At 50.8% G+C, this 23536-nt stretch carries 26 protein-coding genes and 1 pseudogene; 15 read left to right on the forward strand and 12 right to left on the reverse strand.

The features are described 5' to 3' along the window. Window position 1: 1 nt before the first annotated feature. The 4 genes from chbR to cedA all read left to right on the forward strand — a co-directional run bounded on the left by chbR (window position 2) and on the right by cedA (window position 3446). On the forward strand, window positions 2-826 hold the full coding sequence (chbR, locus tag CWM52_RS22300) for a transcriptional regulator ChbR (RefSeq protein ID WP_100686084.1): 825 nt from the start codon (window positions 2-4) through the stop codon (window positions 824-826). A gap of 102 nt (window positions 827-928) precedes the next feature. Next, the gene (locus CWM52_RS22305; RefSeq protein ID WP_100686085.1) at window positions 929-2275 is read left to right on the forward strand and encodes a 6-phospho-beta-glucosidase; all 1347 of its coding nucleotides are present in this window, start codon (window positions 929-931) and stop codon (window positions 2273-2275) included. Window positions 2276-2286: 11 nt separating this feature from the next. After that, a complete protein-coding gene (chbG, locus tag CWM52_RS22310) occupies window positions 2287-3045 on the forward strand; it encodes a chitin disaccharide deacetylase (RefSeq protein WP_100686086.1) in 759 nt (252 codons plus the stop codon). A 161-nt stretch (window positions 3046-3206) separates the two neighbouring features. Next, window positions 3207-3446, forward strand: coding sequence for a cell division activator CedA (cedA, locus tag CWM52_RS22315; protein ID WP_202395396.1), 240 nt, complete (start codon window positions 3207-3209; stop codon window positions 3444-3446). Window positions 3447-3569: 123 nt separating this feature from the next. Here the strand turns inward: cedA and CWM52_RS22320 are convergent, their stop codons facing one another. From CWM52_RS22320 to hxpB, 4 genes and pseudogenes are all read right to left on the reverse strand, one after another. Further along, complete coding sequence (locus tag CWM52_RS22320; RefSeq protein ID WP_100686088.1) at window positions 3570-4961, reverse strand: L-cystine transporter; 1392 nt, start codon at window positions 4959-4961, stop codon at window positions 3570-3572. Window positions 4962-5092: 131 nt separating this feature from the next. Further along, on the reverse strand, window positions 5093-5683 hold the full coding sequence (locus CWM52_RS22325) for a metal-dependent hydrolase (RefSeq protein WP_100686089.1): 591 nt from the start codon (window positions 5681-5683) through the stop codon (window positions 5093-5095). 91 nt (window positions 5684-5774) lie between these two features. Continuing rightward, window positions 5775-6050: pseudogene (locus CWM52_RS22330) on the reverse strand (SDR family oxidoreductase); the annotation flags it as partial. After that, complete coding sequence (hxpB, locus tag CWM52_RS22335) at window positions 6050-6733, reverse strand: hexitol phosphatase HxpB (protein WP_100686090.1); 684 nt, start codon at window positions 6731-6733, stop codon at window positions 6050-6052. The pseudogene CWM52_RS22330 and the gene hxpB, both read right to left, overlap by 1 nt. A gap of 133 nt (window positions 6734-6866) precedes the next feature. Here hxpB and CWM52_RS22340 point away from each other — a divergent pair, with 133 nt between their 5' ends. Next, window positions 6867-7403: a YniB family protein gene (locus CWM52_RS22340; protein ID WP_100686091.1), complete on the forward strand. Its 537-nt coding sequence runs from the start codon at window positions 6867-6869 to the stop codon at window positions 7401-7403. 27 nt (window positions 7404-7430) lie between these two features. On the opposite strand, the gene yciA is transcribed toward CWM52_RS22340, so the two are convergent. From yciA to CWM52_RS22360, 4 genes are all read right to left on the reverse strand, one after another. Next, window positions 7431-7829, reverse strand: a complete 399-nt coding sequence (gene yciA / locus CWM52_RS22345; RefSeq protein ID WP_004860955.1) for an acyl-CoA thioester hydrolase YciA — start codon at window positions 7827-7829, stop codon at window positions 7431-7433. Window positions 7830-8214: 385 nt separating this feature from the next. Further along, window positions 8215-8754: a septation protein A gene (locus CWM52_RS22350; protein WP_004860967.1), complete on the reverse strand. Its 540-nt coding sequence runs from the start codon at window positions 8752-8754 to the stop codon at window positions 8215-8217. 51 nt (window positions 8755-8805) lie between these two features. Beyond that, window positions 8806-9549, reverse strand: a complete 744-nt coding sequence (locus CWM52_RS22355; RefSeq protein WP_100686092.1) for a YciC family protein — start codon at window positions 9547-9549, stop codon at window positions 8806-8808. A 25-nt stretch (window positions 9550-9574) separates the two neighbouring features. Next, on the reverse strand, window positions 9575-9988 hold the full coding sequence (locus CWM52_RS22360; RefSeq protein WP_100686093.1) for a YkgJ family cysteine cluster protein: 414 nt from the start codon (window positions 9986-9988) through the stop codon (window positions 9575-9577). A 273-nt stretch (window positions 9989-10261) separates the two neighbouring features. Here CWM52_RS22360 and ompW point away from each other — a divergent pair, with 273 nt between their 5' ends. Continuing rightward, window positions 10262-10897: an outer membrane protein OmpW gene (gene ompW / locus CWM52_RS22365; protein ID WP_100686094.1), complete on the forward strand. Its 636-nt coding sequence runs from the start codon at window positions 10262-10264 to the stop codon at window positions 10895-10897. 65 nt (window positions 10898-10962) lie between these two features. On the opposite strand, the gene CWM52_RS22370 is transcribed toward ompW, so the two are convergent. Together CWM52_RS22370 and CWM52_RS22375 are read right to left on the reverse strand one after the other, a co-directional pair. After that, window positions 10963-11352, reverse strand: a complete 390-nt coding sequence (locus tag CWM52_RS22370) for a GFA family protein (protein WP_100686095.1) — start codon at window positions 11350-11352, stop codon at window positions 10963-10965. A 252-nt stretch (window positions 11353-11604) separates the two neighbouring features. Next, entirely contained in the window at window positions 11605-12720 is a 1116-nt protein-coding gene (locus CWM52_RS22375) for a nickel/cobalt efflux protein RcnA (protein WP_100686096.1), read from the reverse strand. A gap of 120 nt (window positions 12721-12840) precedes the next feature. On the opposite strand from CWM52_RS22375, the gene rcnR reads away from it, so the two are divergent. Further along, window positions 12841-13113 (forward strand): Ni(II)/Co(II)-binding transcriptional repressor RcnR, encoded by a 273-nt coding sequence (gene rcnR, locus CWM52_RS22380; protein WP_064793093.1) that lies wholly within the window; start codon window positions 12841-12843, stop codon window positions 13111-13113. Window positions 13114-13200: 87 nt separating this feature from the next. Here the strand turns inward: rcnR and CWM52_RS22385 are convergent, their stop codons facing one another. After that, window positions 13201-13902: an SDR family NAD(P)-dependent oxidoreductase gene (locus tag CWM52_RS22385; RefSeq protein ID WP_100686097.1), complete on the reverse strand. Its 702-nt coding sequence runs from the start codon at window positions 13900-13902 to the stop codon at window positions 13201-13203. 120 nt (window positions 13903-14022) lie between these two features. Here CWM52_RS22385 and CWM52_RS22390 point away from each other — a divergent pair, with 120 nt between their 5' ends. Next, on the forward strand, window positions 14023-14925 hold the full coding sequence (locus CWM52_RS22390; RefSeq protein WP_100686098.1) for a LysR family transcriptional regulator: 903 nt from the start codon (window positions 14023-14025) through the stop codon (window positions 14923-14925). 161 nt (window positions 14926-15086) lie between these two features. Here the strand turns inward: CWM52_RS22390 and CWM52_RS22395 are convergent, their stop codons facing one another. Beyond that, window positions 15087-16034, reverse strand: a complete 948-nt coding sequence (locus CWM52_RS22395) for a quinone oxidoreductase family protein (protein WP_100686099.1) — start codon at window positions 16032-16034, stop codon at window positions 15087-15089. 75 nt (window positions 16035-16109) lie between these two features. On the opposite strand from CWM52_RS22395, the gene CWM52_RS22400 reads away from it, so the two are divergent. From CWM52_RS22400 to CWM52_RS22425, 7 genes are all read left to right on the forward strand, one after another. After that, the gene (locus CWM52_RS22400; protein ID WP_100686100.1) at window positions 16110-16565 is read left to right on the forward strand and encodes a MarR family winged helix-turn-helix transcriptional regulator; all 456 of its coding nucleotides are present in this window, start codon (window positions 16110-16112) and stop codon (window positions 16563-16565) included. Window positions 16566-17380: 815 nt separating this feature from the next. Further along, window positions 17381-17815: a hypothetical protein gene (locus CWM52_RS26200; RefSeq protein ID WP_133121762.1), complete on the forward strand. Its 435-nt coding sequence runs from the start codon at window positions 17381-17383 to the stop codon at window positions 17813-17815. After that, window positions 17812-18441, forward strand: a complete 630-nt coding sequence (locus tag CWM52_RS22405) for a hypothetical protein (RefSeq protein ID WP_133121763.1) — start codon at window positions 17812-17814, stop codon at window positions 18439-18441. Before CWM52_RS26200 ends, CWM52_RS22405 begins: the two co-directional genes overlap by 4 nt. A gap of 656 nt (window positions 18442-19097) precedes the next feature. Beyond that, entirely contained in the window at window positions 19098-19475 is a 378-nt protein-coding gene (locus tag CWM52_RS22410; RefSeq protein ID WP_100686102.1) for a hypothetical protein, read from the forward strand. Then, window positions 19475-20107, forward strand: coding sequence for a hypothetical protein (locus CWM52_RS22415; RefSeq protein WP_100686103.1), 633 nt, complete (start codon window positions 19475-19477; stop codon window positions 20105-20107). Before CWM52_RS22410 ends, CWM52_RS22415 begins: the two co-directional genes overlap by 1 nt. 348 nt (window positions 20108-20455) lie before the next feature. Beyond that, complete coding sequence (locus CWM52_RS22420; RefSeq protein ID WP_100686104.1) at window positions 20456-20833, forward strand: hypothetical protein; 378 nt, start codon at window positions 20456-20458, stop codon at window positions 20831-20833. Window positions 20834-21534: 701 nt separating this feature from the next. After that, the coding region (locus CWM52_RS22425; RefSeq protein ID WP_304528748.1) for a calcium-binding protein at window positions 21535-23536 on the forward strand (2002 nt) is incomplete at its 3' end.

The raw sequence follows: 23536 nt of genomic DNA on the forward strand, positions 1-23536 counted from the left end.
GATGATCACCACTGAAATCAGTACCGCGCGGGAACAGCAGCTTTTCAACGGGAAAAATTTTCATGTGGTTATCTACAACAAAACGGAAAGCGTAAGCGGGCTTCACCAGCATGATTATTACGAGTACACCATCGTTTTAACCGGGCGCTATTATCAGGAAATCAATGGCAAGCGGGTACTGCTGGAGCGCGGGGATTTTGTCTTTATCCCGATGGGGTCGCACCACCAGAGTTTTTATGCTTTTGGCGCGACTCGCATTCTTAACGTCGGCATCAGCAAAAGTTTCTTTGAGAAACACTATCTGCCGCTGCTGCCGTTTGGTCTGGTTGCTTCGCAGGTCTATGCGGTAAAAAGCACCTTTCTCAGCTACATCGAGTCGGTTATCGCTTCGCTGAACTTTCGCGAAACTGAGTTTGACGAATTTATTGAACTGGTCTCGTTTTATACCATTAACCGTTTACGGCATTATCGCGAGGAGCCAGCGCAGGATGTCATTCCGCAATGGCTGAAAAATACCGTCGAAGATATGCACGATAAGCTGAAATTTGGCGAAGGCGCGCTGGAAAATATGGTCGCCCTCTCCGGGAAAACACAGGAATATTTAACCCGGGCAACCCAACGCTATTATGGTAAAACGCCGATGCAGATTATTAATGATATTCGCATCAATTTCGCCAAGAAGCAGCTGGAAATCACCAACTACTCGGTAACCGATATTGCTTACGAGTCGGGGTACAGTAGCCCAAGTCTGTTTATTAAAACATTCAAGAAGCTGACCTCATTTACGCCAAGCAATTATCGAAAACAGCTGACCAGCATTAATTAACCGGAGCGGGTTATTCCGCGTCAGGACATATTCAATTTAACTTTCCGTTTCTATGCGGAGGGCGGACTACGGTCAATTCGTAGTGCCACAAGGGAGAATATAATGAGCCAGAAATTAAAAATTGTCACTATCGGCGGCGGCAGCAGTTATACCCCGGAGTTACTGGAAGGGTTTATCAAACGCTATCACGAACTGCCGGTAACGGAATTATGGCTGGTTGATGTCGAAGAAGGACGGGAGAAACTCGATATTATCCATGCGCTGTGCCAGCGTATGGTGGAAAAAGCGGGCGTTCCGATGCAGGTTTACAAAACGCTGGATCGTCGCGCCGCGCTGGAAGGGGCGCATTTCGTCACCACGCAACTGCGGGTTGGCCAGCTGAAGGCGCGTGAAAAAGATGAGCGCATTCCGCTCAGCCACGGCTACCTCGGGCAGGAGACTAACGGCGCCGGCGGCCTGTTTAAAGGTCTGCGTACCATTCCGGTGATTTTTGATATCGTGAAGGATGTACAGGAGATCTGCCCGGATGCCTGGATCATCAACTTTACCAACCCGGCGGGGATGGTTACCGAGGCGGTCTATCGCCACACCAACTTTAAGCGCTTTATCGGCGTGTGCAATATTCCGATCGGCATGAAAATGTTTATCACCGATGTGCTGCAGTTGAGCCCGGAAGATGAACTGCATATCGACCTGTTTGGTCTCAATCACCTGGTGTTCGTTCGCGATGTGCTGGTGAATGGCAAATCGCGCTTCGACGAACTGCTCGATGGCGTTGCTTCCGGTACCCTGAGCGCCAACTCGGTGAAAAATATCTTCGATTTACCGTTCAGCGAAGGGCTGATCCGCTCGCTGCGCCTGATTCCGTGCTCCTATCTGCTCTACTACTTTAAACCTAAAGAGATGCTGGCCATCGAAATGGGTGAGTATTACAAAGGCGGCGCGCGCGCCCAGGTGGTGCAGAAGGTCGAAAAACAGCTGTTCGAGCTGTATAAAAACCCGGATCTGAAGGTCAAACCAAAAGAGCTGGAGCAGCGCGGCGGCGCCTATTATTCCGATGCGGCCTGTGAAGTGATCAATGCTATCTACAATGACAAGCAGGCCGAGCACTACGTAAACATCCCGCATCATGGCCACATTGATAATATTCCGGCGGACTGGGCGGTGGAGATGACCTGCACGCTCGGCAGTAAAGGGGCGACGCCGACGCCGCGCATCACCCATTTCGATGAGAAGGTGCTGGGGCTGATTTATACCATCAAAGGCTTTGAAGTGGCGGCCAGCCAGGCCGCGATCAGCGGCGAGCTGAACGACGTACTGCTGGCGCTTAATTTGAGCCCGTTGATTCACTCTGACCGCGATGCCGAGCAGCTGGCGCGTGAAATGATCCTCGCGCACGAAAAGTGGCTGCCAAACTTTGCCGCGACAATCGAGCAACTGAAACAGTAACGGGAGGGCTGATGGAACGCGTGTTAATCGTTAATGCCGACGATTTTGGCCTGAGTAAAGGCCAGAACTACGGCATTATTGAAGCCTGTAAAAATGGCCTGGTCACCTCGACAACGGCGCTGGTTAACGGGGCGGCGATTAGTCATGCGACCCAGCTGAGCCGCAGCGTGCCGGAGCTGGGGGTCGGGATGCATTTTGTCCTGACCCTGGGCGAGCCTTTATCGGCGATGCCGGGTCTGACCCGCGACGGGCGACTGGGGAAATGGATTTGGCAAATGGCGGAAGAAGATAGCCTGCCGCTGGATGAAATCGCACATGAGCTGGAGTGTCAGTATCGCCGGTTTATTGCGCTGTTTGGCTGCGAACCGACGCATATCGACAGCCATCACCATGTGCATATGATCGCCGGGATTTATCCCATTGTCGCCGCATTTGCCCGCGAGAAGGGGGTGGCGCTGCGTATTGATCGTCAGCTCGCTGAACGTGACAAACTGGCGCAGGATACCGCGCGCAGCAGCGACGGTTTTACCAGCGAGTTCTACGGCGAGGCCATCTCGGAGGCGCTGTTTTTACACACCCTGGACGCCTCTATCCAGCGGGGAGAATCCTCGCTGGAGGTGATGTGCCACCCGGCGTTTGTGGATAACACCATCATGGGCAGCGCCTATTGCTACCCGCGACTGGCGGAGCTGGATGTCCTGACCTCGGCATCACTGAAGTACGCGGTGGCCGAGCGTGGGTACCGTTTAGGCACCTACCGCGACGTTTGATATCAAAGCGCAGGGGAAGACCTCATCTTCCCCGCTATTTTACCGGTTCCTGCCAGACTTCACATCCGTATGCGAAGAGACACGTAAGGGGCGACGAAAGGGGATGCAATCGGCTATGATAACCCTTCTGTCTCCCGCTTTGTTTAGTGAATCTATCGGTTATGAAAACACTTCGCCAACAAAATCGCCCTGTCATTAGCTACGTGCCTCGGGTGGAACCCGCCCCGCCGGAACACGCCGTCAAAATGGACGGTTTTCGCGATGTGTGGCTGTTGCGCGGCAAGTATGTTGCCTTTGTGCTGATGGGAGAGCATTTCCGCCGTTCGCCGGCGTTTAGCGTACCGGAGTCGGCGCAGCGCTGGGCCATACAAACGCGACAGGAAGGCGAAATCGCCTCCTGAATATGGCTTAAAAATAAAAAACCGCAGAGCGGTGGGCTCTGCGGTTTTTTTATGCCTGCCAGCCTGAGGTTATGCTGTCGTCAGTCTGGCCACGGCGTCGGCGATACCTTGCCGGGAGGGCGATTAGCGATGCGCCAGTTCGGCGTCGTCTTCGCTGTCGAGAATCGTTTTATCGGTCTGGCGCAGCCATTGGCTGGTCAGGGTACCGGCGGTCATTGAGCCGCTGACGTTCAATGCCGTACGACCCATGTCGATCAGCGGTTCGACGGAAATGAGCAGGGCCACCAGGGTCACCGGCAGGCCCATGGCCGGCAGGACGATCAGCGCCGCGAACGTTGCGCCGCCGCCGACACCTGCAACCCCTGCGGAGCTGACGGTGACGATGCCGACCAGCGTGGCTATCCACAGCGGATCAAACGGGTTGATACCGACAGTCGGTGCCACCATCACGGCCAGCATCGCCGGGTAGAGACCCGCACAACCGTTCTGACCGATGGTTGCGCCAAAGGAGGCGGAGAAGCTGGCAATCGACTCCGGTACGCCCAGACGACGGGTTTGCGCTTCGACATTCAGCGGAATCGACGCGGCGCTGGAGCGACTGGTGAAGGCGAACGTCAGGACCGGCCACACCTTGCGGAAGTATTTCAGCGGGCTCACGCCGTTAATCGCCAGCAGCAGACCGTGAACCACAAACATAATGCCGAGGCCAATGTAGGAGGCAACCACGAAGCTGCCGAGCTTGATGATGTCCTGCAGATTGGAACCGGCCACCACTTTGGTCATCAGCGCCAGCACGCCGTACGGCGTTAACTGCATGACCAGGCGCACCAGCTTCATCACCCAGCTTTGCAGGGTGTCGATGGCTGTCAGGACGCGTTGGCCCTTCTCAACGTCATCTTTCAGCAGCTTCAGCGCCGCGACGCCGAGGAAGGCGGAGAAGATAACGATGCTGATGATCGAGGTCGGGTTCGCGCCGGTCAGGTCGGCAAACGGGTTCTTCGGTACAAAAGAGAGAATCAGCTGCGGTACGCTGAGATCGGCGACTTTACCGACATAGTTGCTCTGAATCGCATTCAGACGCGCGGTTTCCGCGCTGCCCTGCACCAGCCCTTCGGCGGTCAGACCAAACAGGTTGGTCACCAGCACGCCGACCAGCGCCGCAATCAGCGTGGTAAACAGCAGGGTACCGATGCTCAGAAAACTGATTTTCCCCAGCTGCGAGGCATTATGCAGACGGGCGACAGCGCTGAGAATAGATGCGAAAACCAGCGGCATGACGATCATCTGCAGCAGCTGGACATAGCCATTGCCGACGATATTGAACCATTGAATGGAGTCTTTCAGCACCGGGCTGTCGGAGCCATAAATCAACTGCAGCGCCAGGCCGAACACCACGCCAATGACGAGGCCGAGCAGTACTTTTTTGGCGAGGCTCCACTGTTTGTGGCGGGTTTGCCCCAGCGCAAACAGCAAAACCGCGAACACGATAACGTTCGCTATTAATGGAAAATTCATCCCCGTTCTCCTGATAGGTTTTTATCTGGCCGTTCTGTTACCAGCTCTAATGGCGCAAGGTTAGCAGAAGAGGAATTCATTACTTATATTCAAATGGAATGGGTTATAACTATTTTGACTGTTTCGTCTGTTTATCGTCCGGTCTGGTGACTAATAAAACGATTAAAGGTTATCTGCAGTGAATTAATCATCCCCGAAGACCAGCGCACCGCGCTGTTTTCAGCGAAAGTTTGCGGCATCCAGACGGCGTAAACGAACAGCGCCATACAGAGCGCTCGCTCCAGCTGGTTACCTTTACGCGGCGCGAGGATCGGCAGGCGGAAGCGCCAGCGGCAGGGCCACAGCAGCGGCACGCCCGCCGGGGTGAGCATATCGGCAAGAATATGGCTGAGATAGCCAAGCACCAGCCCCTGCACGGCGTCGGCGGGCACGAACCAGCTTTCCGGCACTTTCAAATAAAACAGCGTGATAGCGCCAAAAACCGCCAGCAGACTATGGGTGAACCCGCGGTGACCAAAGGCGCGGGCGACGGGCTTCGATATCCAGCTTAGCCGCTGCCCGAGAAATGACCTGGGATGATCGATATCCGGCAGCAGGCAGGTCAGTACCGCTGAGGGAACAATATGCCACCAGTCACCCTGTGCCAGTACGGGGGTTAATTCCGCATTTTTCGCAAATACCGCACAGGCGATAGAAAAGAGGAGATGGCCTTCCGCCGTCATGATAAAAACCCTAAACTGTCAATTCATACAGTATAGGGTTTTTATACAGTGCGCGAAAGAGGTGACGGTGTAACTCTTTGTCACAAAATTATCAACGCGCCAGCCAGCCGCCATCAACCGCCAGCGTATAGCCATTGACGTAATCCGCGGCCTGCGACGCCAGGAATACCACCGGTCCCTGTAAATCACCCGGGACGCCCCAGCGTCCGGCCGGGATACGGTCGAGGATCTCTTTGCTGCGATCGGCATCATCGCGCAGTTGCCGGGTATTCTCAGTGGCCATATAGCCGGGAGCGATGGCGTTGACGTTAATATTCTGTCCGGCCCATTCGTTGGCCATCAGGCGGGTTAACCCGAGCACGCCGCTCACTGGCCGGAAAGCGGGCCGCAAAGTTTGCTGGCGGTGAGGGATTCCAGCGTCGTGAGCTTAACGTCTGCCAGTACAAAACGCGGATCGTGGTGATTTTCCTCAGCCGGAACGACGACAGAGCGCATGCGGGCGGCCTTACTGGCGATCATACCGTTGACCGAATCTTCCAGCGCGACGCAGGTCATCGGGTCCACGCCCAGGCTGGCGGCGCAGTTGAGATAGACCTGAGGATGGGGTTTGCTGTACGGCAGCGATTCGGCAGAGGAGAGGGCGTCAAATTGTTCGCGCAGCTCAAACATGGTGAGGACCTTTTCCAGCATCCGCAGCGGCGAGGCCGACGCCAGGCCAACCTTCAGCCCCTGCGCTTTACACAGGGCAACGGCTTCGCGTACGCCGGGTAACAGAGGGCGGGAGGCTTCAACCAGCTCAATCGCGCGGCTGATAATGCGGGCGGTGACTTCGTCACGAGCCGGGCCTTGCCACGGCTGCTGGGCAAACCACAGGTCCACCACCAAATCGATGCGCAATCCCAGCATATCGGGCAGCTCATTGCGGCGGCTGATATCGACTCCGAGGCTTTTAATGACCTCCAGCTCCGCCTGATCCCATAGCGGCTCGGAATCAATCAGTAATCCATCCATATCGAAAATAGCGGCATGAATTTGTCGCCTGGCTGACATAAGTCCTTCTCCTGTAGCGCAAGTAGATAACGAATTTGTCCTCATGGTATATCATACCGCGCATTATTGGGCGAAATTCGCCGCTGAGGGTAGACTTAGACGGTGATGAAAGCGTCTTAAACAAGGGGAATCCATGACGTATCAACAAGCTGGACGCATTGCAGTGCTTAAACGTATTTTAGGGTGGGTGATTTTTATCCCCGCGGTGATTTCAACGCTGATTTCGGTACTGAAGTTTATGTACGAACACAGTGAAAAAAAACCGGGCATTGATGCGGTACTGATGGATTTTGCACACGTCATGATTGAAATGATGCGTTTTAATACGCCATTCCTTAACTTTTTCTGGTACAACTCGCCGCTGCCGGATTTTAAACACAGCCTGAATATTGGCTTCTGGATTATCTATATTCTGGTGTTTGTCGGTATGGCGCTGCAGGCGTCAGGCGCGCGCATGAGCCGCCAGGCGAAGTTCCTGCGTGAAGGGGTGGAAGATCAGCTGATTCTTGAGCAGGCGAAAGGAGCGGAAGGGCTCACGCGCGAGCAAATTGCGGAGCGTATCGTGGTGCCTCGTCATACGATTCTGGTGCAGTACTTTCCGCTGTACATCCTGCCGGTTGTCATGATTGTACTCGGCTATGTCTTCTTCTCGCTGCTCGGATTCCTGTAAAAATGGCCCGGCACGCCGGGCGCTTTTTTACTCGCCGGGTATCGCGCGCGGCTTACCCTGATTGTCGACCGCCACGTAGATAAACAGCGCTTCCGTGGCTTTGTAACGTTGGCCAATCGGCTCAGACGACACTTTTTTCACCCAGACTTCGATGTTGATGGTGATCGAGGTGTTGCCGCGTTTCACGCAGCGCGCGTAGCAGCACACCACGTCACCCACGGCGACAGGCCGTAGAAAGGTCATGCCGTCAACGCGCACGGTTACCACACGGCCTTGCGCAATCTCTTTGGCCATAATTGCGCCGCCGATATCCATCTGCGACATCAACCAGCCGCCAAAAATATCGCCATTGGCGTTGGTGTCCGCTGGCATTGCCAGGGTGCGTAAAACCATTTCACCCTTTGGGGTGAGATCTGTTGTTGTCATTCTGTACTCTGTGCTGGTCAAAGAGGATCAGCGCGATGCTACTATGAAAACGGCGGGGTGAAAACAGGGGAATACGCCCGTGGCTGCGGACGTGGGGATTCAGAAGCAGAGGATAACGCTGGCGCGCCGGGATTGTGACAGAGCTAAGCGCGAGCGTTTTCGCGATAAATTTGCTTAACGAACAGGCTGCTGATACCGGTAGCCCGTCAATAAACGGCCTGAGAGGTGCGTAGGCCGCTCAGCAGAGGTGCTGTATCGGCGAAGAGGCAGACAGGCGATCCTCAAGAGAAAGCGCGGCCAACGCCGAAAACGAGAAGCAGACGATGAGAGGGGAACAGGCAACGCAAGAAGGGCGGGGGCAGAAGCGCTACCCCCGGCTTCGCAATTAGTGGTTATCGTCCTGCGGCATATGGCGATAGATGTATACGCCGCTCAACAGGGTGAAGACCAGCGTCAGCGCCGTCAGGCCGAAGACTTTGAAGTTGACCCAGATATTCTGCGGCAACCAGAATGCGATGTAGATATTGGCCAGACCGCAGAGAATAAAAAACAGCGCCCAGGCAAGGTTCAGTCGTGACCAGACCTGCTGTGGCAGGGTCAGCTCTTTTCCGAGCATGCGTTGAATCAATGGTTTTTTCATCACCCATTGGCTGAACAGCAAGGCGCCGGCGAACAGAGCGTAGATCACCGTGACCTTCCATTTTATAAACTCATCGTTATGGAAGAAAATGGTCAGGCCGCCAAATACGGCAACCAGCACAAAGGTAATCAGCGCCATCTTTTCGACTTTACGATAGCGTACCCAGGTATAGATCAGCACGATAGCGGTGGCGATAATCAGCGCGGTGGTTGCGGCATAAATATCGTAGAGCTTGTAGAAGGCGAAAAAGACTACCAGCGGTAAAAAATCCAGAAACTGCTTCATACATCGGACCCGTCGTTCAGATAGGGCCGGAGAATCCCGGCCCAGGTTAATTTAGTTGCGGATAAGCATATACAGGCGGAACAAATAGATCAGCAACAGCGCAGATATCAGATTGCTGATCGTATTGATAACCACCGCGCCGACGTTCGGCGTCAGTACCGCGAAGCTGGATGCAAACAGCAGCAGCAGTGTTTTCGCCAGCAGCCAGCCTATCACCGCCGGGGCGACCAGACGCATATTGGCCCACGCCAGACGCATACTGCTGCGCATAGCGCTAAAAATCCCCAGCTTATCCTGCACCAGCATGACAGGGGCGAAAGCCAGCACGATAGCCAGCAGTACGCCCGGCACCAGCACCAGCATGATCCCCATCTGCACCACAAAGGTGGTGAACAGGATCAGCAGCAGCAGCTTCGGCAGTACCGGCGCAGAAGCCCCGATAGCGCGCAGCGCGCTGACCCGCTGTCCGGCGGAGACCAGTTGAATCAGCAGCAGCACGCCGCCGGCAAGAATGGCATTACCCACCAGACCGGAGAAGGTCGATGAGGCCGAGGCGCGCAGCAGGATCTGCTGTTGCTCTGGCGTCATGTTTTGTACCAGCTCAAACAGCCCGACGCTCCCCGCCAGATTATCCCCTTCGCTCAGAATCGAGAGCTGCTCTTCACTGGGTGAAAAAGCGTGGCCAAGGACTACCGTAATGAACGCGCATAACAACGCAATCAGTAAAATGGTGACAAACTGATTACGAAAAAAATTTCCCGTGTCACGGTAGACGGTCTTCGCCGTGATAGACATGCACTCTCCTTGAGTATTGCAGGTGTTAACTAGCCGGCGATTGTACCGCAAATCCCTCCTGGGTAGCAGCCTCTGCCGTTGTCAGGCTAAGTATATCTTTGTAAAGAGGGATGAGCGGCGGCAGGCCGTAGCGGGCGCGGGCCCGGTTGCAGGCGTCGTTTAGCTCGCCGCCTTCGCCGGACTGAGCGAATTCGCGGCAGGGAGAGGGGCGATGCTGATAGATAGCGCAATGCACCGATTCGCCGATTTCACCCGTGAGGGCGGCGCAGCGGATTTGTCGTTGGTTGGTGCCGCTCATGCAGCGCAGAAAAGGGGTCAGCGGCTCGGTAAGCTGCGTCGGCACAATGCCGCCAGCATCGTCGGCTTCCGCCCAGTAGAAAGAGACTCGAAAATACGCACAACAGGCACCGCACGTCATGCACGGGTTGATTTCACTCATGATTACACCTGATAAAAACGCATCAACACAGATTGTCGGCAGATAAATTATCCAGACGCATTGAGGGCGGCAAGAGGTGGCGGAAAATTTTTTTGCTGTTCGAAAAGTGAAAATTGACGCGAAGTTGTGTTTTTTGGTATCGCCATGAAAGTAAAAATTAATCTGGATCAATAAATGTTAAATCTCACGACTTTATGTGATCCAGAACGGATCAAAAGTAACTCGTTATAGGTATATTGACCGGCGCTAAATAACCATAACGGGAAAGTGGATATGAAAAAGTTAGCAGCGGTTGGCATTATTTTGGGTACCCTTTCCGGCAGCGTCTGGGCGCATGAAGCCGGGGAGTTTTTTATTCGTGCGGGTTCTGCCACCGTTCGGCCGACGGAAGGGTCTGATAACGTATTGGGCAGTCTGGGCGGGTTTAACGTCAGTAACAACACGCAACTGGGGTTGACCTTCACCTATATGGCGACGGACAACATCGGCGTTGAGCTGCTGGCGGCCACGCCATTCCGTCATAAGGTTGGCACCGGCCCGACCGGGACCATCGCCACCGTGAATCAGCTGCCGCCAACGCTGATGGCGCAATGGTATTTCGGTGACGCCCAGAGCAAAGTACGTCCGTATATCGGTGCAGGTATTAACTACACCACCTTCTTTAATGCCGACTTTAATGACACCGGTAAAAATGCCGGATTGAGCGATCTGAGTCTTAAAGACTCCTGGGGAGCGGCAGGGCAGGTAGGGCTGGATTATCTGATTAACCGCGACTGGTTGCTGAACATGTCGGTGTGGTACATGGATATCGACACCGACGTGAAATTTAAAGCCGGTGGCGTGGACCAGAAAGTCAGTACCCGCATCGATCCGTGGGTGTTTATGTTCTCTGCCGGTTACCGGTTCTGAGTTCTTCTGCAAAACCCCTGCAAAACTGGTCATGATATGGCCAGTTTTTTTGTCTGTTTTTAATGTTAAGACGGCATATCAGGAAAAATTTTCCGCCACCATTCAGGTTTCATATCTTCGAAAGAATGAGACTCCGGGGCAAAAATGTCACTCTGACACGGGTCAAAAACGCCTGACAATAACCCTATTCCCGAATCATCATCAATAGCACCGAGAGAACTGCCGCATCGTGGGCAAAAAGCCCGGCTTGATGTTTCAGAAGAACGATACAAAGAAGGTTTACCGCCTTCGCCAGTCCACTGCACATCCGCTGAAGAGAACTCCAGCCAGACAACAGTCTGGCTTCCGGTATGTTTCTGGCAAAGGTCGCAGGAGCAGGAGTGAGGACTTCCAGGGTTAATAGCCCTGAAGCGTATAAACTGGCACAAACAACCGCCAGATAATGCAGTCGTCATAAATAATTCCCTTTCGCAGTTGGTATGCGGAAAATATAGCAGAAAATTTGAACAGTCCCTGCGACAGGGACACCCCTATATAATTAGCGCGTATTGATGGGGTTATTCTGAAGTTTTTCTCGCCGGTTGAAATACGGAGATCCTCTCTATCCCTGTGCTCAGCGACACGGTGCCGTGTGGTTTTCCCCGATGAACAGCGCCTGTTCCTCTTCTTCATACTCAGCGCGAAGAAGAGGAACGGGATGCGCAGAATTATCTCAGCAGGACGATCCCGCTGTGGATAGCCAGATAGAGACCCATCGCGGCAATCAGCAGGCTTGAAAAATAGGGGGCTCTGCGGGCAAGGGTATGAAAACCGTCCCAGCGTCTGGCGACCTGACGGACGCCGATTGCGGCACCCACGCCCACCATCACCAGCGTCAGGGCAAGTCCAATACTAAAACTCACCACCAGCGTTGCGCCCAGCGCCAGGGCTTTGATCTGGATACAAATCAACATCACCGTAATGGCCGCAGGACAGGGGATTAACCCGCCGGTCAGGCCAAAGAGTAAAATCTGCCCGTTGGTGACCTCTTTATTGGTGAACCGTTTTTCTATGTCGTGCGCGTGGGCCAACTCATGCGCATCCCGGTACGCTGTGGAATCGACATCCAGCCCTTCAAGTTCGGTATGATCGTGCGCATGTTCATGCTCGCAAAATTCCAAATCGTAATCATGGACATGGCCGCGATGCCCCAGCGACAGGCGCACGCGAAAATCGTGCGGTTCCGGAATGGGGGATGTTGACTGCAGATAGCTACCGCAATCGACAAAATCAAATGACTGCGTACCCGCGGGCGTTTCTCGCTGCGTGACTAACGAAACAGTCCCGGCATCCCATTCTCTGCCGCTGAGCGTACGTATGCGCCAGTGCGGCGGCTGACCCTCTTCAAAAATGGACAGTTCCACTTTGCCATGACCGGTATCGATCAGTCTTGATTCATCATGATGGTGCCGCTCGCTTTCCTGCTGGCTGGTCAGCCAGTTTTTTTCTCCCTTCCAGGTTCGGCAGAACATCCAGACGGCGGTACCCAGAATAATGATGGCAGAAACCAGCTGCAGCCACGGCTCAGCCGATTCGGCGGTAAAGCGGTTACTGATATACATGCCGCCAAAAGCAATCAGCCAGACGATGGCGGTGTGTGAAAGGGTGGCAGCCAGTCCAAGCATGGCCGCCTGCCTGGCCGTGCCTTTTATCGCAATGATGAAGGCCGCCATCATCGTTTTTGAATGTCCTGGCTCCAGCCCATGAAGTGCGCCGAGAAGCACCGCGCCTGGAATGAAGAACCAGGCGTTTCCTTGCTGAAGTAGCGTTGTAAAGTCGGTCATGAGTTGTGCTCTGGTTATGGAAGATGGGCGGGATTCTACTCCCCCCCAGTACATAATACTACCCCCCAGTAGAATTGTAATGGTATAATCAGCCAGGATTTTTCCATGGGAGATTGCAGCATGTCGCATACCATCCGCGATCAAAAAAAGCTTAAAGCCCGCACCAACAAGATTCAGGGCCAGGTCATTGCGCTGAAAAAAATGCTCGATGAACCGCATGAATGTGCCGCCGTACTTCAGCAGATCGCCGCGATACGCGGGGCGGTCAATGGATTAATGCGTGAGGTCATTAAAGGCCATCTGGTCGAACATATCGTTCATGAAGGGGACGAGGCGAAGCGGGAAGAAGATCTGGACGTCGTGCTCAAGGTCCTCGACTCCTATATCAAGTAAGCACTCCGTCGAGAATCATAAAACAGGTGCCATACTCTGCTACGAGAGTCAGGGGGCGCCGGGACGGTCGATAGGCCTTCGCACGGATCACCACGGCACGGTTTTTCCCTGATAATCCAGGTACTCCAGACCAGGCCTCTGCTGTTTTGCCAGCAGCACGGCAACCAGATGAGGAATCGTCTCTTCGATACTCAACGGCGCCTCATCGCCGCCCAACGTGGTACGAATCCACCCCGGCGCCATCACTACCAGCGGTCGTGATGGCGAACGGGCGGCGAAACTGCGCATAAACATATTGAGTGCCGCTTTGCTGCCGCGATAGAGCTCGCGCTGACCGCGGAGGTTATTGGTCAGGCTGCCCTGGCCTGAGGACATCGCGCCCAGCAGTCCCTGCGGCACCACATGGCGCTGAAGGCGCTCAAGTACCCGCATTGGCGCAAGGGCGTTCGTCAGCATCACCTCAATAAACTCCTCGGTGGAGACCTCGCCGATGGTCTGCGTCGGATCGCGATTGGTGGTCCCCGCATTAACAAACAGCATATCCAGACGGTCAGCGGCGAGCTTTGTATCCAGCGCGGCCAGCTGGCCATCGTCACACACATCCAGCGTTTCCAGACGTACCCGTTCGGGGTTTTCCAGCGCGAGTTGATGCAGCGGAGTGGTGTGTTGCATATCGCGTACGGTGCCGATCACATTCCAGTCATGGCGCAGAAATTCAGCGGCCATCGCGTGGCCGAGGCCGCGTGAAGCGCCGACAATCAGTACGGTAGGGCGAACGTTCGTGGTCATAATAAAACTCCCTGAGTAAAACGTGAGTTTATGACTATAGTCATAAGACATATCAGGCGGAAGGCGCAGCATTTGCAGTAATAAGATGCAGCAGACGCCATGACTAAACACAGGACGCACATGACCGATCCCGATTTTAATTTGCTCGTGGCGCTGGATATTTTACTGGCGGAAGAGAGCGTGGCGGGGGCAGCGCGGCGCTCAGGACTCAGTGCCTCGGCGATGAGCCGCACTCTGAGCCGTTTGCGTGAGGTCACCGGCGATCCGCTACTGGTGAGAGCCGGGCGCAAAATGGTCTTAACGCCGCATGCGCAAAACTTAAAAGCGCGAACGCAAAACGTGGTGTCTGAGATGCGTTCGGTGCTCAACAATTCCGCGGCACCGCTCCATCTTCCGACGCTGGAGCAAACCTTTACTCTGCGTACCAACGAGGGATTTGTGGAAACTTTTGGCCCGGCATTAATTTGCGCCTGTGCGGCGCAGGCGCCGGGGGTGAAGCTTAATTTTGTCGCCAAAAGTGAAAAAGGACCGCAGTTTCTGCGCGACGGGAGCGTGGATCTGGAGATCGGGGTCCTGAAAAATATGGGGCCGGAAATTCGTCTGCAGGCGCTGTTTCGCGATCGTTTTGTTGGCGTTCTGGCTAAAACACATCCGCTGGCGCAGGGCGGAAAAATCACTCGCGAGCGCTATGCCGCCTGCGAGCATGTGATTGTTTCCCGCCACGGGATGGTACGCGGGCCCGTTGATGACGCGCTGGCGGAATTTGGCCTGAGCCGCAAAATTGCGGCGGTGGTGCCGGGTTTTACCGCGGCGCTGGCGGTTGCCCGCGGCTCGCAACTGATGGCGCTGGTCCCGGCTTCCTGTCTGCGTCATGGCATGAATGACGGCATCGTCATGTTCGAACTGCCGGTCAGTACACCGGAGATTACCGTCTCGCAGATGTGGCATCCGCGTCAGGAGCTTGATCCCGGTCATTACTGGCTGCGCCAGCAGGTGTTGAGCGTTTGTCGGCAGGGGATATGATGGCAAAAAAAGCCCGCACAAGTGCGGGCGAAAAATACTGGAAGCAATGTGAGCAATGTCGTACCAAATACCTGAGTATTTTGCTCAACTATTCGGTAATGAGAAAGATAACGATTATCATCTAAGATATCAACCCCAACTTTTGTGCGGAAGCGACTTTTTTAGCTGAGCAGAAAAACGGTCCGTTTCTGGCTGTTATCACGCGGCCATGCGCGCGCCACTTCGCTGAGCGCGAGCGGGGTGGTGGCGATGGTAAAACCACCTGCAACGGCGGCCTGCAGCATTTCGCCGGTAGCCGCCAGAAGTTGCTGCATCGACAGGCTACCGATACCGCTGCCCATCAGCTGTAGCGGGGCCGCTCTCAGTACCGCGCCGTTGAGCGCAATTTCAGCGCCGGAAAGCGAGCCCACCTGTACGTAGCGCACCGGCGCGTTGCCTGGACTGTGTTGCGCCAGCGCGGGCAGCAGCAGTTCCGCGCTGCGGCCCCATAAATAATCCACCACTACATCAACCTGCTGCGCCGCCTGTTCGCTGAATTGTGCCTGTAGCGTCGGGTCATCTGCCGTTAAGTCGATACAGACGTCGGCGCCGAGGGCGGCCAGTATCTGCATATTTCGACCGGTGGCAACGATCTTCCTTGCGCCGAGGAAACGGGCAATCTGTACCGCTAGCTGACCGGCGCTGCCGGTTGCGCCGTTGATCAGCACGCTCTCTCCGGCAGCCAGTCCGGCACGTTTCACGAGCGCGGCCCACGCGGACATTCCGGGATTTGCCATCGCCGCGGCGGTAATATCGTCCAGACCATCTGGCAAAGGCAGGCAGTTTTTGACGGCGACCGGTGCCCACTGCGCCATGCTGCCCCACGGCGCCATCGGGAAAGCGAAATAAACGCGCTGTCCTCCGGCCAGCGTTCCGACGCCATCAATGCCGACCACAAACGGCAGCCGACCGTCGAAACTGTAATGCTTACCGAAAGCGCGACCTTTCACCACATGGCTGATGGCGGCGGCATTCACCTTTACCAGGGCGTGACGGGCGTCGGCCTGCGGATCGGTAAAATCGGCCCATACCGGACCCTGTTGCAGATCAAAAACCACGGCTGCTTTCATAATGTTATCTCCTGAAGGCAATTATGTGTAAAATGCACATAATAGATAACGGCACTATACCCGGTTAAAAAATACATGCAAGATGCACATAATAATTACGACATTACCGATTTCCACGGCGCGCTGCTCGATATCATTAGCGTGATGAACCAGCCCGTGCGTGATGAGCAGCTGCTTCAGGCCGCAGATGTCCAAATCGATCAAATTCTGTTTCCGCTGCTGGTGGCCATCGGACGTTGCGGGCCGGTGGGAGTCGTGGAGCTGGCGGATAGCCTGGGGCGCGATTACACCACCGTCAGTCGGCAGGTAAAAAAACTGGAGGCGCAGGGACTGGCGCTAAAACAGCCTAATGCCCACGATCGGCGGATTAGCGAAGTCACCTTGAGCGAGCGGGGAAAAACACTGATTGAACGCATCGCGGTGGCGAGGACACGACTTATCAATCAGGTACTGGCAGGGTGGGCTGAGGAAGAGGTAGCGGCGCTGTTCCGTCTGACGCGCAAATACGCTGACAGCTTGCAGAGGAAGTAGTCCTCTGGTGTCGATATTGACGGCAGAGAAGATTCTGCCGTCAGAGGGCCGCTTGCAACATCTGGATAAATGTCTGTAACCGATCTGCGGTTTTTCGATTGTTGGCATTGCAGCCCTCCCAGGCTTGTTGCGGCGTGTTCTTCAGCCGCAATAATAATCCGTTGGTGAAAAAACAGCGGGGCTTGCGGCTGAGCATGTTGTCGGATTAGAGGATAAAGGCAAGGTCAGTGATGAAATCGAGAAACCGAGGTCTTAATTTATCAAGGTGGCGAATGAAAAAGATAAAGGTATAAAGTTTTTTAATTATTCACGCTGAAATAAAAACGTGGTTGTCTTTTATCGGTTTCTTTGGTGAATGTCATTTTTTATTTAATAAATACCATGAATGAATATGCTTGCTTTCTGTTATGAAGGAACAGGTTAATATATTGAATTTTATAATAATAAAATTATCTTTTGATTTCGTTTGATCTCATTGAAGAACAGGAGTAAATAAAATCCAGTAAATGAATATTAGCAAACATAAGGATTTTATATGCAAGGTCAGCCCTGTTTCACTTCCAGGCAAAAGCCGTTTGATTCTTGCCAAAAAATATTTCCCACAAAACGATGCTGGCGTATTGTTGCTGTGCTGACTGGACTGGTTTGTCTGGCAATGTCGCCATATATCCACGCGGAGCAAACCAGTGCAGAAATGGGGCAATCCACAGCAGAGGGGACACTGGTAACAAGTCATTGAGGCAACTGTCATGAGTGATCCTCTATATTTTAATATAATAAATGATTTAAATGTGGTTTTTATTTAAAGATGGTGAATGAGCGATTTAATAGAGTGCTCATTGGGGTTGTTATTTAACGGGGTATTTAAAGGGTGTGATTTAATGAGATATGATGGGGTTGAGACGAAAGATTTATTAAAAAATAATTCTTCAAAGATGAGTTTATTACTTTTTTGCTCTCTGGTCTTTGAAGTTTTGGGGTATGTCTTATATAAAAGGTCAATAGATAATCATCAATGGACGGTTTATTTTTCTGTTTTTCTATTTTCTGTAGTTATATTTTGTTTTGTTTTAATCTATAAGGCGTTGCTCTTTCCTAAGCAATTAACACTTATTTATGGCAGGGTTGATGTCCCTGAAAAATATTTTTGCTCCACTGTTGATTTATTGAGGCATGGTGCAGTCGCTTTAGCGGTGGTGCTATATGATCTCATTTGCATATTTAGGATTATTAGTGGTGATAGTATATGAAAGATAGTGAAGGTGTTGCCTCAATGGATATGGTAGGAACCATTGCCGATCTTGTTCAGTCTGTTCTTGAATTGCAATTTAAGTATAAATTTCCGGCCGATGAGCAGTTTTTCAAGGTTATTAGTGGAAAGTTTGGTGCTGTTTTTTCCACTGCTAACTTAATGGATAAATATAAAAATGGAACCGATACGGTTAGTGACTGGTTAGGTGTAGGGACCGATTTAGCCATAATTGTTGCAGGATATACGGCTAATCCTTTTGTTGCTGGAGTTGCAACAGCCCTGGGAATTGCGTCATTCCTGACATCAGATACGGCGAAAATCATGGCAGGAATCTGGCTTGACGGCGTGAATAAATATGGGATTTTTGACACTGAAACAGGGCAGTTTATTCTTCCTCCCGGTATGCTGGATTCGCTTCTTTCGTCAGGAGGACCGAGTATGTCAAACGCGGAAAACAATGCCAGCCCCATTATTATTGACCTTGACGGCGATGGCATCGAAACCTTATCCGTCAGCAGTGGTGTCTTCTTCGATCATGATGGTAACCCGGTTGCGGGAAAGTCAGCAGGGTTTGCGGCAAAGCATTTTGTCAGCTTGAGCTATAGCGGTAATGGGACTTATTAATTTCAGAATGGAATTGTACGTGTTGATTTATCACGATGGAGAATGAGAAAGATAAAATCATTAAATTTTTATATTATTTGCGATAAGGGAAAAGAATGATTTCCTTTCATTGGTTTATTTGGTGAATGTTATCCTGTATTTGATAAATGTAATGAATGAATATGCTTATTTTATTTTATGGAGAAACAGGTTAATGCATTGAATTTTATAATAATAAAATTATTTTCTGATTTCATTTGATCTCACTGAAGAACAGGAGTAAATAAAATCTATTAAATTAATTTAAACAAATATAAGAATTTTATATGCAAAGTCAGCTCTTTTTCACCTCCAGACAAAGGCAGTTTGATTCGTCCCAAAACATATTTTTCACAAAACGCTGTTGGCGTATTGTTGCTGTGCTGGCCGGATTGTTTTGTCTGGCAATGTTGCCCTTTATCCGTGCGGAACAGTCTGGGGCAGAGGCAGAATCCGGTGAAAAATAGAAAAATGGCTCGCATTTGTCATGTTTCTTTCGGAAAACTCTTTCATGAAATATTGATACCGGGTAAATAGGTTGTAATTTAATGCCTCAGTCATTAGCAGAGAGTAGATAGTGTAGTTAATACAGTATCCGACTTGCAGGATAGTGAGTGTAAGATACAGGAGAAGTTCGAATGGTATATATAACAGATAAAAAACTTTCTGCAAAAGAGCGGATTCAGAAAGAAATAAGAAATAAAATTCTTGTGTGTGCTTTCACTTTCCTGGTTCTGGAAAGTGTTGGTTATATTATATATGATCATTATCTTAATACATTATTATCTGAGTTGATTGTTGTTTTTTGTTTCGTATCTGGTTTTTTTCTGGTCTGCTTTTTTACTAAATTGATATTAATTCAGGGGCGTTTGTGGAAAAAAGAGAGAAAAAAAGAGTCGCCTGATTCTTTCTGGGATAATGTGGAATATTGGGGGAATGTATTTATAGGTGCTGGCACGGTTCTGTATAGTATGATTTTGGTGTTTAAAATAATTATTTCGTGGGGTGCTAAATAATGGGTTCTGAGTCTGAAGATATAGAGTTAAATAAAGTTGACTTTACAGATGAATGGGATAAGCTAACAAATTTAACACAGTTTATTTTAACTAATATTGTAGGGGGGATTGATATTAAAGGTAGTAAACAATTCTTCCATGAAAATAAACAATTCATCCGGGTAATAAGTGGAAAACTTGGTGCAGCAGCTTCCCTTGCAGATCTGATGGCTAAACATAAAGCAGGCGAAGCGACTCTGAGCGACTGGTTAGGTGCCACTTCGGATATTACGTTGTTAGTGGCCGGGTATACCGGTAACCCAGCGCTTGCTGGTGCGGCAACCGCGCTAGGTGTGGCGTCTTTTCTGACTTCCGAAGGCGGCCAGAAAATGGCTAAATCTTTATGGGATGCGATCCAAAAATATGGTATTGCCGATCCGGATACGGGTGGCTGGTTACTGCCTCCACATGATTTTCTCATGGAACAATTATTCGGTAGTTCAGGGCCCGATATGTCAAACGCGGAAAACAATGCCAGCCCATTATTATTGACCTCGACGGTGATAGCATCGAAACCTTACCCGTCAGCAGCGGTGTTTTCTTCGAACATGCTGATAACCCGTTTGCGGGGAAGCCAGCAGGGTTTACGGTAAAGCATTTTTCATATTGAGCTATAGAGGTAATGAGAATTATTAAACTCAGAGTGGAACTAGATGTATTGATTTATCACGATGAAGAATGAGAAAGATAAAAGCATGAGGTTTTTATATTGTTTGCGATAAGATAAAGGAATGATTTTCTTTCATTGTTTTATTTGGTGAATGTTATTCCGTATTTGATAAATGCAATGAATGAATATACTTGCTTCCTTTTAGGAAGGAACAGGTTAATATATTGAATTTTATAATAATAAAATTATCTTCTGATTTCGTTTGATCTCATTGAAGAACAGGAGTAAATAAAACCCAGTAAATGAATATTAGCAAACATAAGGATTTTATATGCAAGGTCAGCCCTGTTTCACTTCCAGGCAAAGGCCGTTTGATTCTTGCCAAAAAATATTTTCCATAAAACGATGCTGGCGTATTGTTGCTGTGCTGGCAGGATTGTTTTTCCAGGTCATATCGCCATATACCCGCGCGGATCAATCTAGTGCTGCAGTGGAGCAATCCACAGCAAAGGGGGGCACTGCTAACAAGCCATTAAGAAAACTGTCTCCTAAGCAGTTCTATGTGGACGTGGAAATTCCAGGGAAATACAGTATCAGTATACTTTTTGATATAGGGTTTTCAACCAATGAAAGCAGTAAAGACTATCAGCCTGAAATAAAGAAGCTCATGGAAAGAGAACGTGAAATTTTAACTTTGTTAAAAAATTAAATTGAAGGTGAAATTAATGTTTATAGAATTGAGAATGATAAATTTGTTCGAAAAATAAAAATTCCAACAGAAAATGGGGGCTATTTATCTCATTGATCGTGCTTGAACTGGTCGGTACCATGCCAGTTTTTGGCTAGATAAAGGACGGCACATAATTGTTCCAGATATATATAGTCACCATCCGGATTTTGTTGAATATACTTTTAGTTTTGGTCGGGTTCATGGTAAATGATTTTAGAGGGATGCTGTTATGTCATACACTGTAGTTATTAAAAATAATTTATTTATTGTGGTGAGATTCTGGTCATTTATGTTTAATGAAAAAGATATTGAATTAACATATAAGAGGCAATAATGATAGATAATCCAGATGCAAGGGAGAATAAAATTTTCGCGAGAGCTGATTTTTTTATATTGATCTTTTTACCATTACAAGGAATAGGGTATTTGTTTTATAAAAATATAAATACCAGTAATCTGGCTGGGTGGTTTTCTGTTGTTATTTTTTCTATGACTATTTTTTGTTTGATTTTATCTTGCTGGTTTGTTACATCTTTCTTAACTATATCAAGAAAGAATACAGAAAAAAGAGAGCCGCCATGGCTTGTGTTTTTACAGTTAATACGATGGTATGTGACCTCTTTTCTTGTTATTACATATGACTTGTCATTTATTTTTAATGTTATCAGAGGAGGGTATTTATGAGTCATGACGAGGAACGCGTATCCGAAAAGTATGAGTTGTCATTTGTGTTGGTTGATAATGTTCAAAACTATTTTGAGATAATTCGTGCTGACCGCGTCCCTGACAAGGCGCAATTTATCCGCGTTGTGAGTGGGAAATTTGGCGCGACCGCCTCTTTTATCAACTTGATGGATAAATATAAAAATGGAACCGATACGGTTAGTGACTGGTTAGGTGTAGGGGCCGATTTAGCCACAATTGTTGCAGGATATACAGCTAATCCTTTTGTTGCTGGAGTTGCGACAGCCCTGGGAATTGCATCATTCCTGACTTCAGACACGGCGAAAATTATGGCAGGAATCTGGCTTGATAGTGTGAATAAATATGGGCTTTTTGATGCGGAAACAGGCCAGTTTATTCTTCCTCCTGGTATGTTGGATTCGTTTCTTTCATCGGAAGGGCCCGATATGTCAAACGCGGAAAACAATGCCAGCCCCATTATTATTGACCTCGACGGCGATGGCATCGAAACCTTATCCGTCAGCAGCGGTGTTTTCTTCGATCATGATGGTAATCAGTTTGCGGAAAACACTGGCTGGGTGGCTCCGGATGACGGGTTACTGATATTTGATCGTGATGGTAACGGCCAAATTGATAATGGCAGTGAACTCTTTGGCAATAATACGCTGCTGAAAAATGGCAAACTGGCGGCCAATGGCTATCAGGCTTTGCAGGAACTGGATGAAAATAAAGACGGGCAGTTGAACAGCAATGACGCTATCTGGGCATCGTTACGTATCTGGCAGGATGGTAACAGTAATGGTCGGGTTGACGAAGGAGAGTTACTTTCTCTTGAAGAAGCCGGTGTGGCTGCCATTGGCACCGGATACAGCACGTCACAATATGTTGACGTACAAGGAAATGCCCACCGGCAAACTGGCAGCATTACGCATATAGATGGATCTGTCGGCCAATCGACGGACGTCTGGTTTGCGGCGAACAAAGGATACTCACGTTACACAGGTGATGTGACCCTGTCCGCTGAAATTCAGGCTCTGCCGTATATTCGCGGGTTTGGGAATATGGCCGACCTGCATACGGCGATGAGTCTTAATCCGCAACTTATCGCGCTGGTTCAGCAGTTTGTGGCCGATCCCTCGGCGGCTAAAGCGTCTGGCCTTATCGAAAAGCTCCTTTTTACCTGGGCTGGCGTAGCGGATATCGCTGAAAACAGTCGCGGGAGCTATATCGATGCCCGCAAGCTTGCGGTTCTCGAAACCGCTGCTGGCAGGGGATACCGGAACACGGTTAACGGTACGGTTAATCCTCTGAGCGTCGCTGCGGCTTTATTACAGGATGAATACCGCCGTTTTGCTGCCTATACCGAAGCCTGCCTGCTGACCTCAACACTGTATGCCAGCGATTTTGATTTCATTCATCTGCAACTTGACTCCGATCTCAGCGGTTTGACGCTGAACTTTGAAGCATTTGAGGCACATCTGAATACTTTGATGCATACGGATATGGAGCGTTATTTGCGGGTGAGTAATGTCTTGTATGCATATATGGAATACCTGCCATCCTTTGCGGACGTCCGCATGAGATTAGGGATTCCTGAGGCGTTGACATTTATCGGTAGTGACGATGTGGATGTCGTGACGGGAAAAAACACGAACGATGTACTGTGGGGAGGGAAAGGGAACGATACCCTGAAAGGGGGCAGCGGTAACGATACCTATCTCTTTAGCGCCGGGGACGGGCAGGAGACGATTATCGAGAGCGGCGGAACGGACACGCTGCGGCTTGGGGAGGGACTGCTGGCGGAGCAGACGGTGCTCTCCCGGCAGCGGGTACAGGGCTATGACAGCCTGGTGCTCAGCTTCCGCGACCGGGCGGACAGCGTGATTATCCAGGGGTACTTCAGTCTGGACTACTATCAGGTTGAGCAGATTGTCTTTGCCGACGGCACGGTATGGGACGTGCCCGCAGTGAAGGCGATGCTGCTGGCGGGAACGGAGG

Source organism: Raoultella sp. T31, from assembly GCF_002806725.1.
Taxonomy (GTDB): domain Bacteria; phylum Pseudomonadota; class Gammaproteobacteria; order Enterobacterales; family Enterobacteriaceae; genus Klebsiella; species Klebsiella electrica.

Bases quoted from the DNA above. Each gene is read 5' to 3' on its own strand.
- chbR (WP_100686084.1), top strand. From the start codon at position 2: ATGATCACCACTGAAATCAGTACCGCGCGGGAACAGCAGCTTTTCAAC.
- CWM52_RS22305 (WP_100686085.1), top strand. From the start codon at position 929: ATGAGCCAGAAATTAAAAATTGTCACTATCGGCGGCGGCAGCAGTTAT.
- chbG (WP_100686086.1), top strand. From the start codon at position 2,287: ATGGAACGCGTGTTAATCGTTAATGCCGACGATTTTGGCCTGAGTAAA.
- cedA (WP_202395396.1), top strand. From the start codon at position 3,207: ATGAAAACACTTCGCCAACAAAATCGCCCTGTCATTAGCTACGTGCCT.
- CWM52_RS22320 (WP_100686088.1), bottom strand. From the start codon at position 4,961: ATGAATTTTCCATTAATAGCGAACGTTATCGTGTTCGCGGTTTTGCTG.
- CWM52_RS22325 (WP_100686089.1), bottom strand. From the start codon at position 5,683: ATGACGGCGGAAGGCCATCTCCTCTTTTCTATCGCCTGTGCGGTATTT.
- hxpB (WP_100686090.1), bottom strand. From the start codon at position 6,733: ATGTCAGCCAGGCGACAAATTCATGCCGCTATTTTCGATATGGATGGA.
- CWM52_RS22340 (WP_100686091.1), top strand. From the start codon at position 6,867: ATGACGTATCAACAAGCTGGACGCATTGCAGTGCTTAAACGTATTTTA.
- yciA (WP_004860955.1), bottom strand. From the start codon at position 7,829: ATGACAACAACAGATCTCACCCCAAAGGGTGAAATGGTTTTACGCACC.
- CWM52_RS22350 (WP_004860967.1), bottom strand. From the start codon at position 8,754: ATGAAGCAGTTTCTGGATTTTTTACCGCTGGTAGTCTTTTTCGCCTTC.
- CWM52_RS22355 (WP_100686092.1), bottom strand. From the start codon at position 9,549: ATGTCTATCACGGCGAAGACCGTCTACCGTGACACGGGAAATTTTTTT.
- CWM52_RS22360 (WP_100686093.1), bottom strand. From the start codon at position 9,988: ATGAGTGAAATCAACCCGTGCATGACGTGCGGTGCCTGTTGTGCGTAT.
- ompW (WP_100686094.1), top strand. From the start codon at position 10,262: ATGAAAAAGTTAGCAGCGGTTGGCATTATTTTGGGTACCCTTTCCGGC.
- CWM52_RS22370 (WP_100686095.1), bottom strand. From the start codon at position 11,352: ATGACGACTGCATTATCTGGCGGTTGTTTGTGCCAGTTTATACGCTTC.
- CWM52_RS22375 (WP_100686096.1), bottom strand. From the start codon at position 12,720: ATGACCGACTTTACAACGCTACTTCAGCAAGGAAACGCCTGGTTCTTC.
- rcnR (WP_064793093.1), top strand. From the start codon at position 12,841: ATGTCGCATACCATCCGCGATCAAAAAAAGCTTAAAGCCCGCACCAAC.
- CWM52_RS22385 (WP_100686097.1), bottom strand. From the start codon at position 13,902: ATGACCACGAACGTTCGCCCTACCGTACTGATTGTCGGCGCTTCACGC.
- CWM52_RS22390 (WP_100686098.1), top strand. From the start codon at position 14,023: ATGACCGATCCCGATTTTAATTTGCTCGTGGCGCTGGATATTTTACTG.
- CWM52_RS22395 (WP_100686099.1), bottom strand. From the start codon at position 16,034: ATGAAAGCAGCCGTGGTTTTTGATCTGCAACAGGGTCCGGTATGGGCC.
- CWM52_RS22400 (WP_100686100.1), top strand. From the start codon at position 16,110: ATGCAAGATGCACATAATAATTACGACATTACCGATTTCCACGGCGCG.
- CWM52_RS26200 (WP_133121762.1), top strand. From the start codon at position 17,381: ATGAGCGATTTAATAGAGTGCTCATTGGGGTTGTTATTTAACGGGGTA.
- CWM52_RS22405 (WP_133121763.1), top strand. From the start codon at position 17,812: ATGAAAGATAGTGAAGGTGTTGCCTCAATGGATATGGTAGGAACCATT.
- CWM52_RS22410 (WP_100686102.1), top strand. From the start codon at position 19,098: ATGGTATATATAACAGATAAAAAACTTTCTGCAAAAGAGCGGATTCAG.
- CWM52_RS22415 (WP_100686103.1), top strand. From the start codon at position 19,475: ATGGGTTCTGAGTCTGAAGATATAGAGTTAAATAAAGTTGACTTTACA.
- CWM52_RS22420 (WP_100686104.1), top strand. From the start codon at position 20,456: ATGCAAGGTCAGCCCTGTTTCACTTCCAGGCAAAGGCCGTTTGATTCT.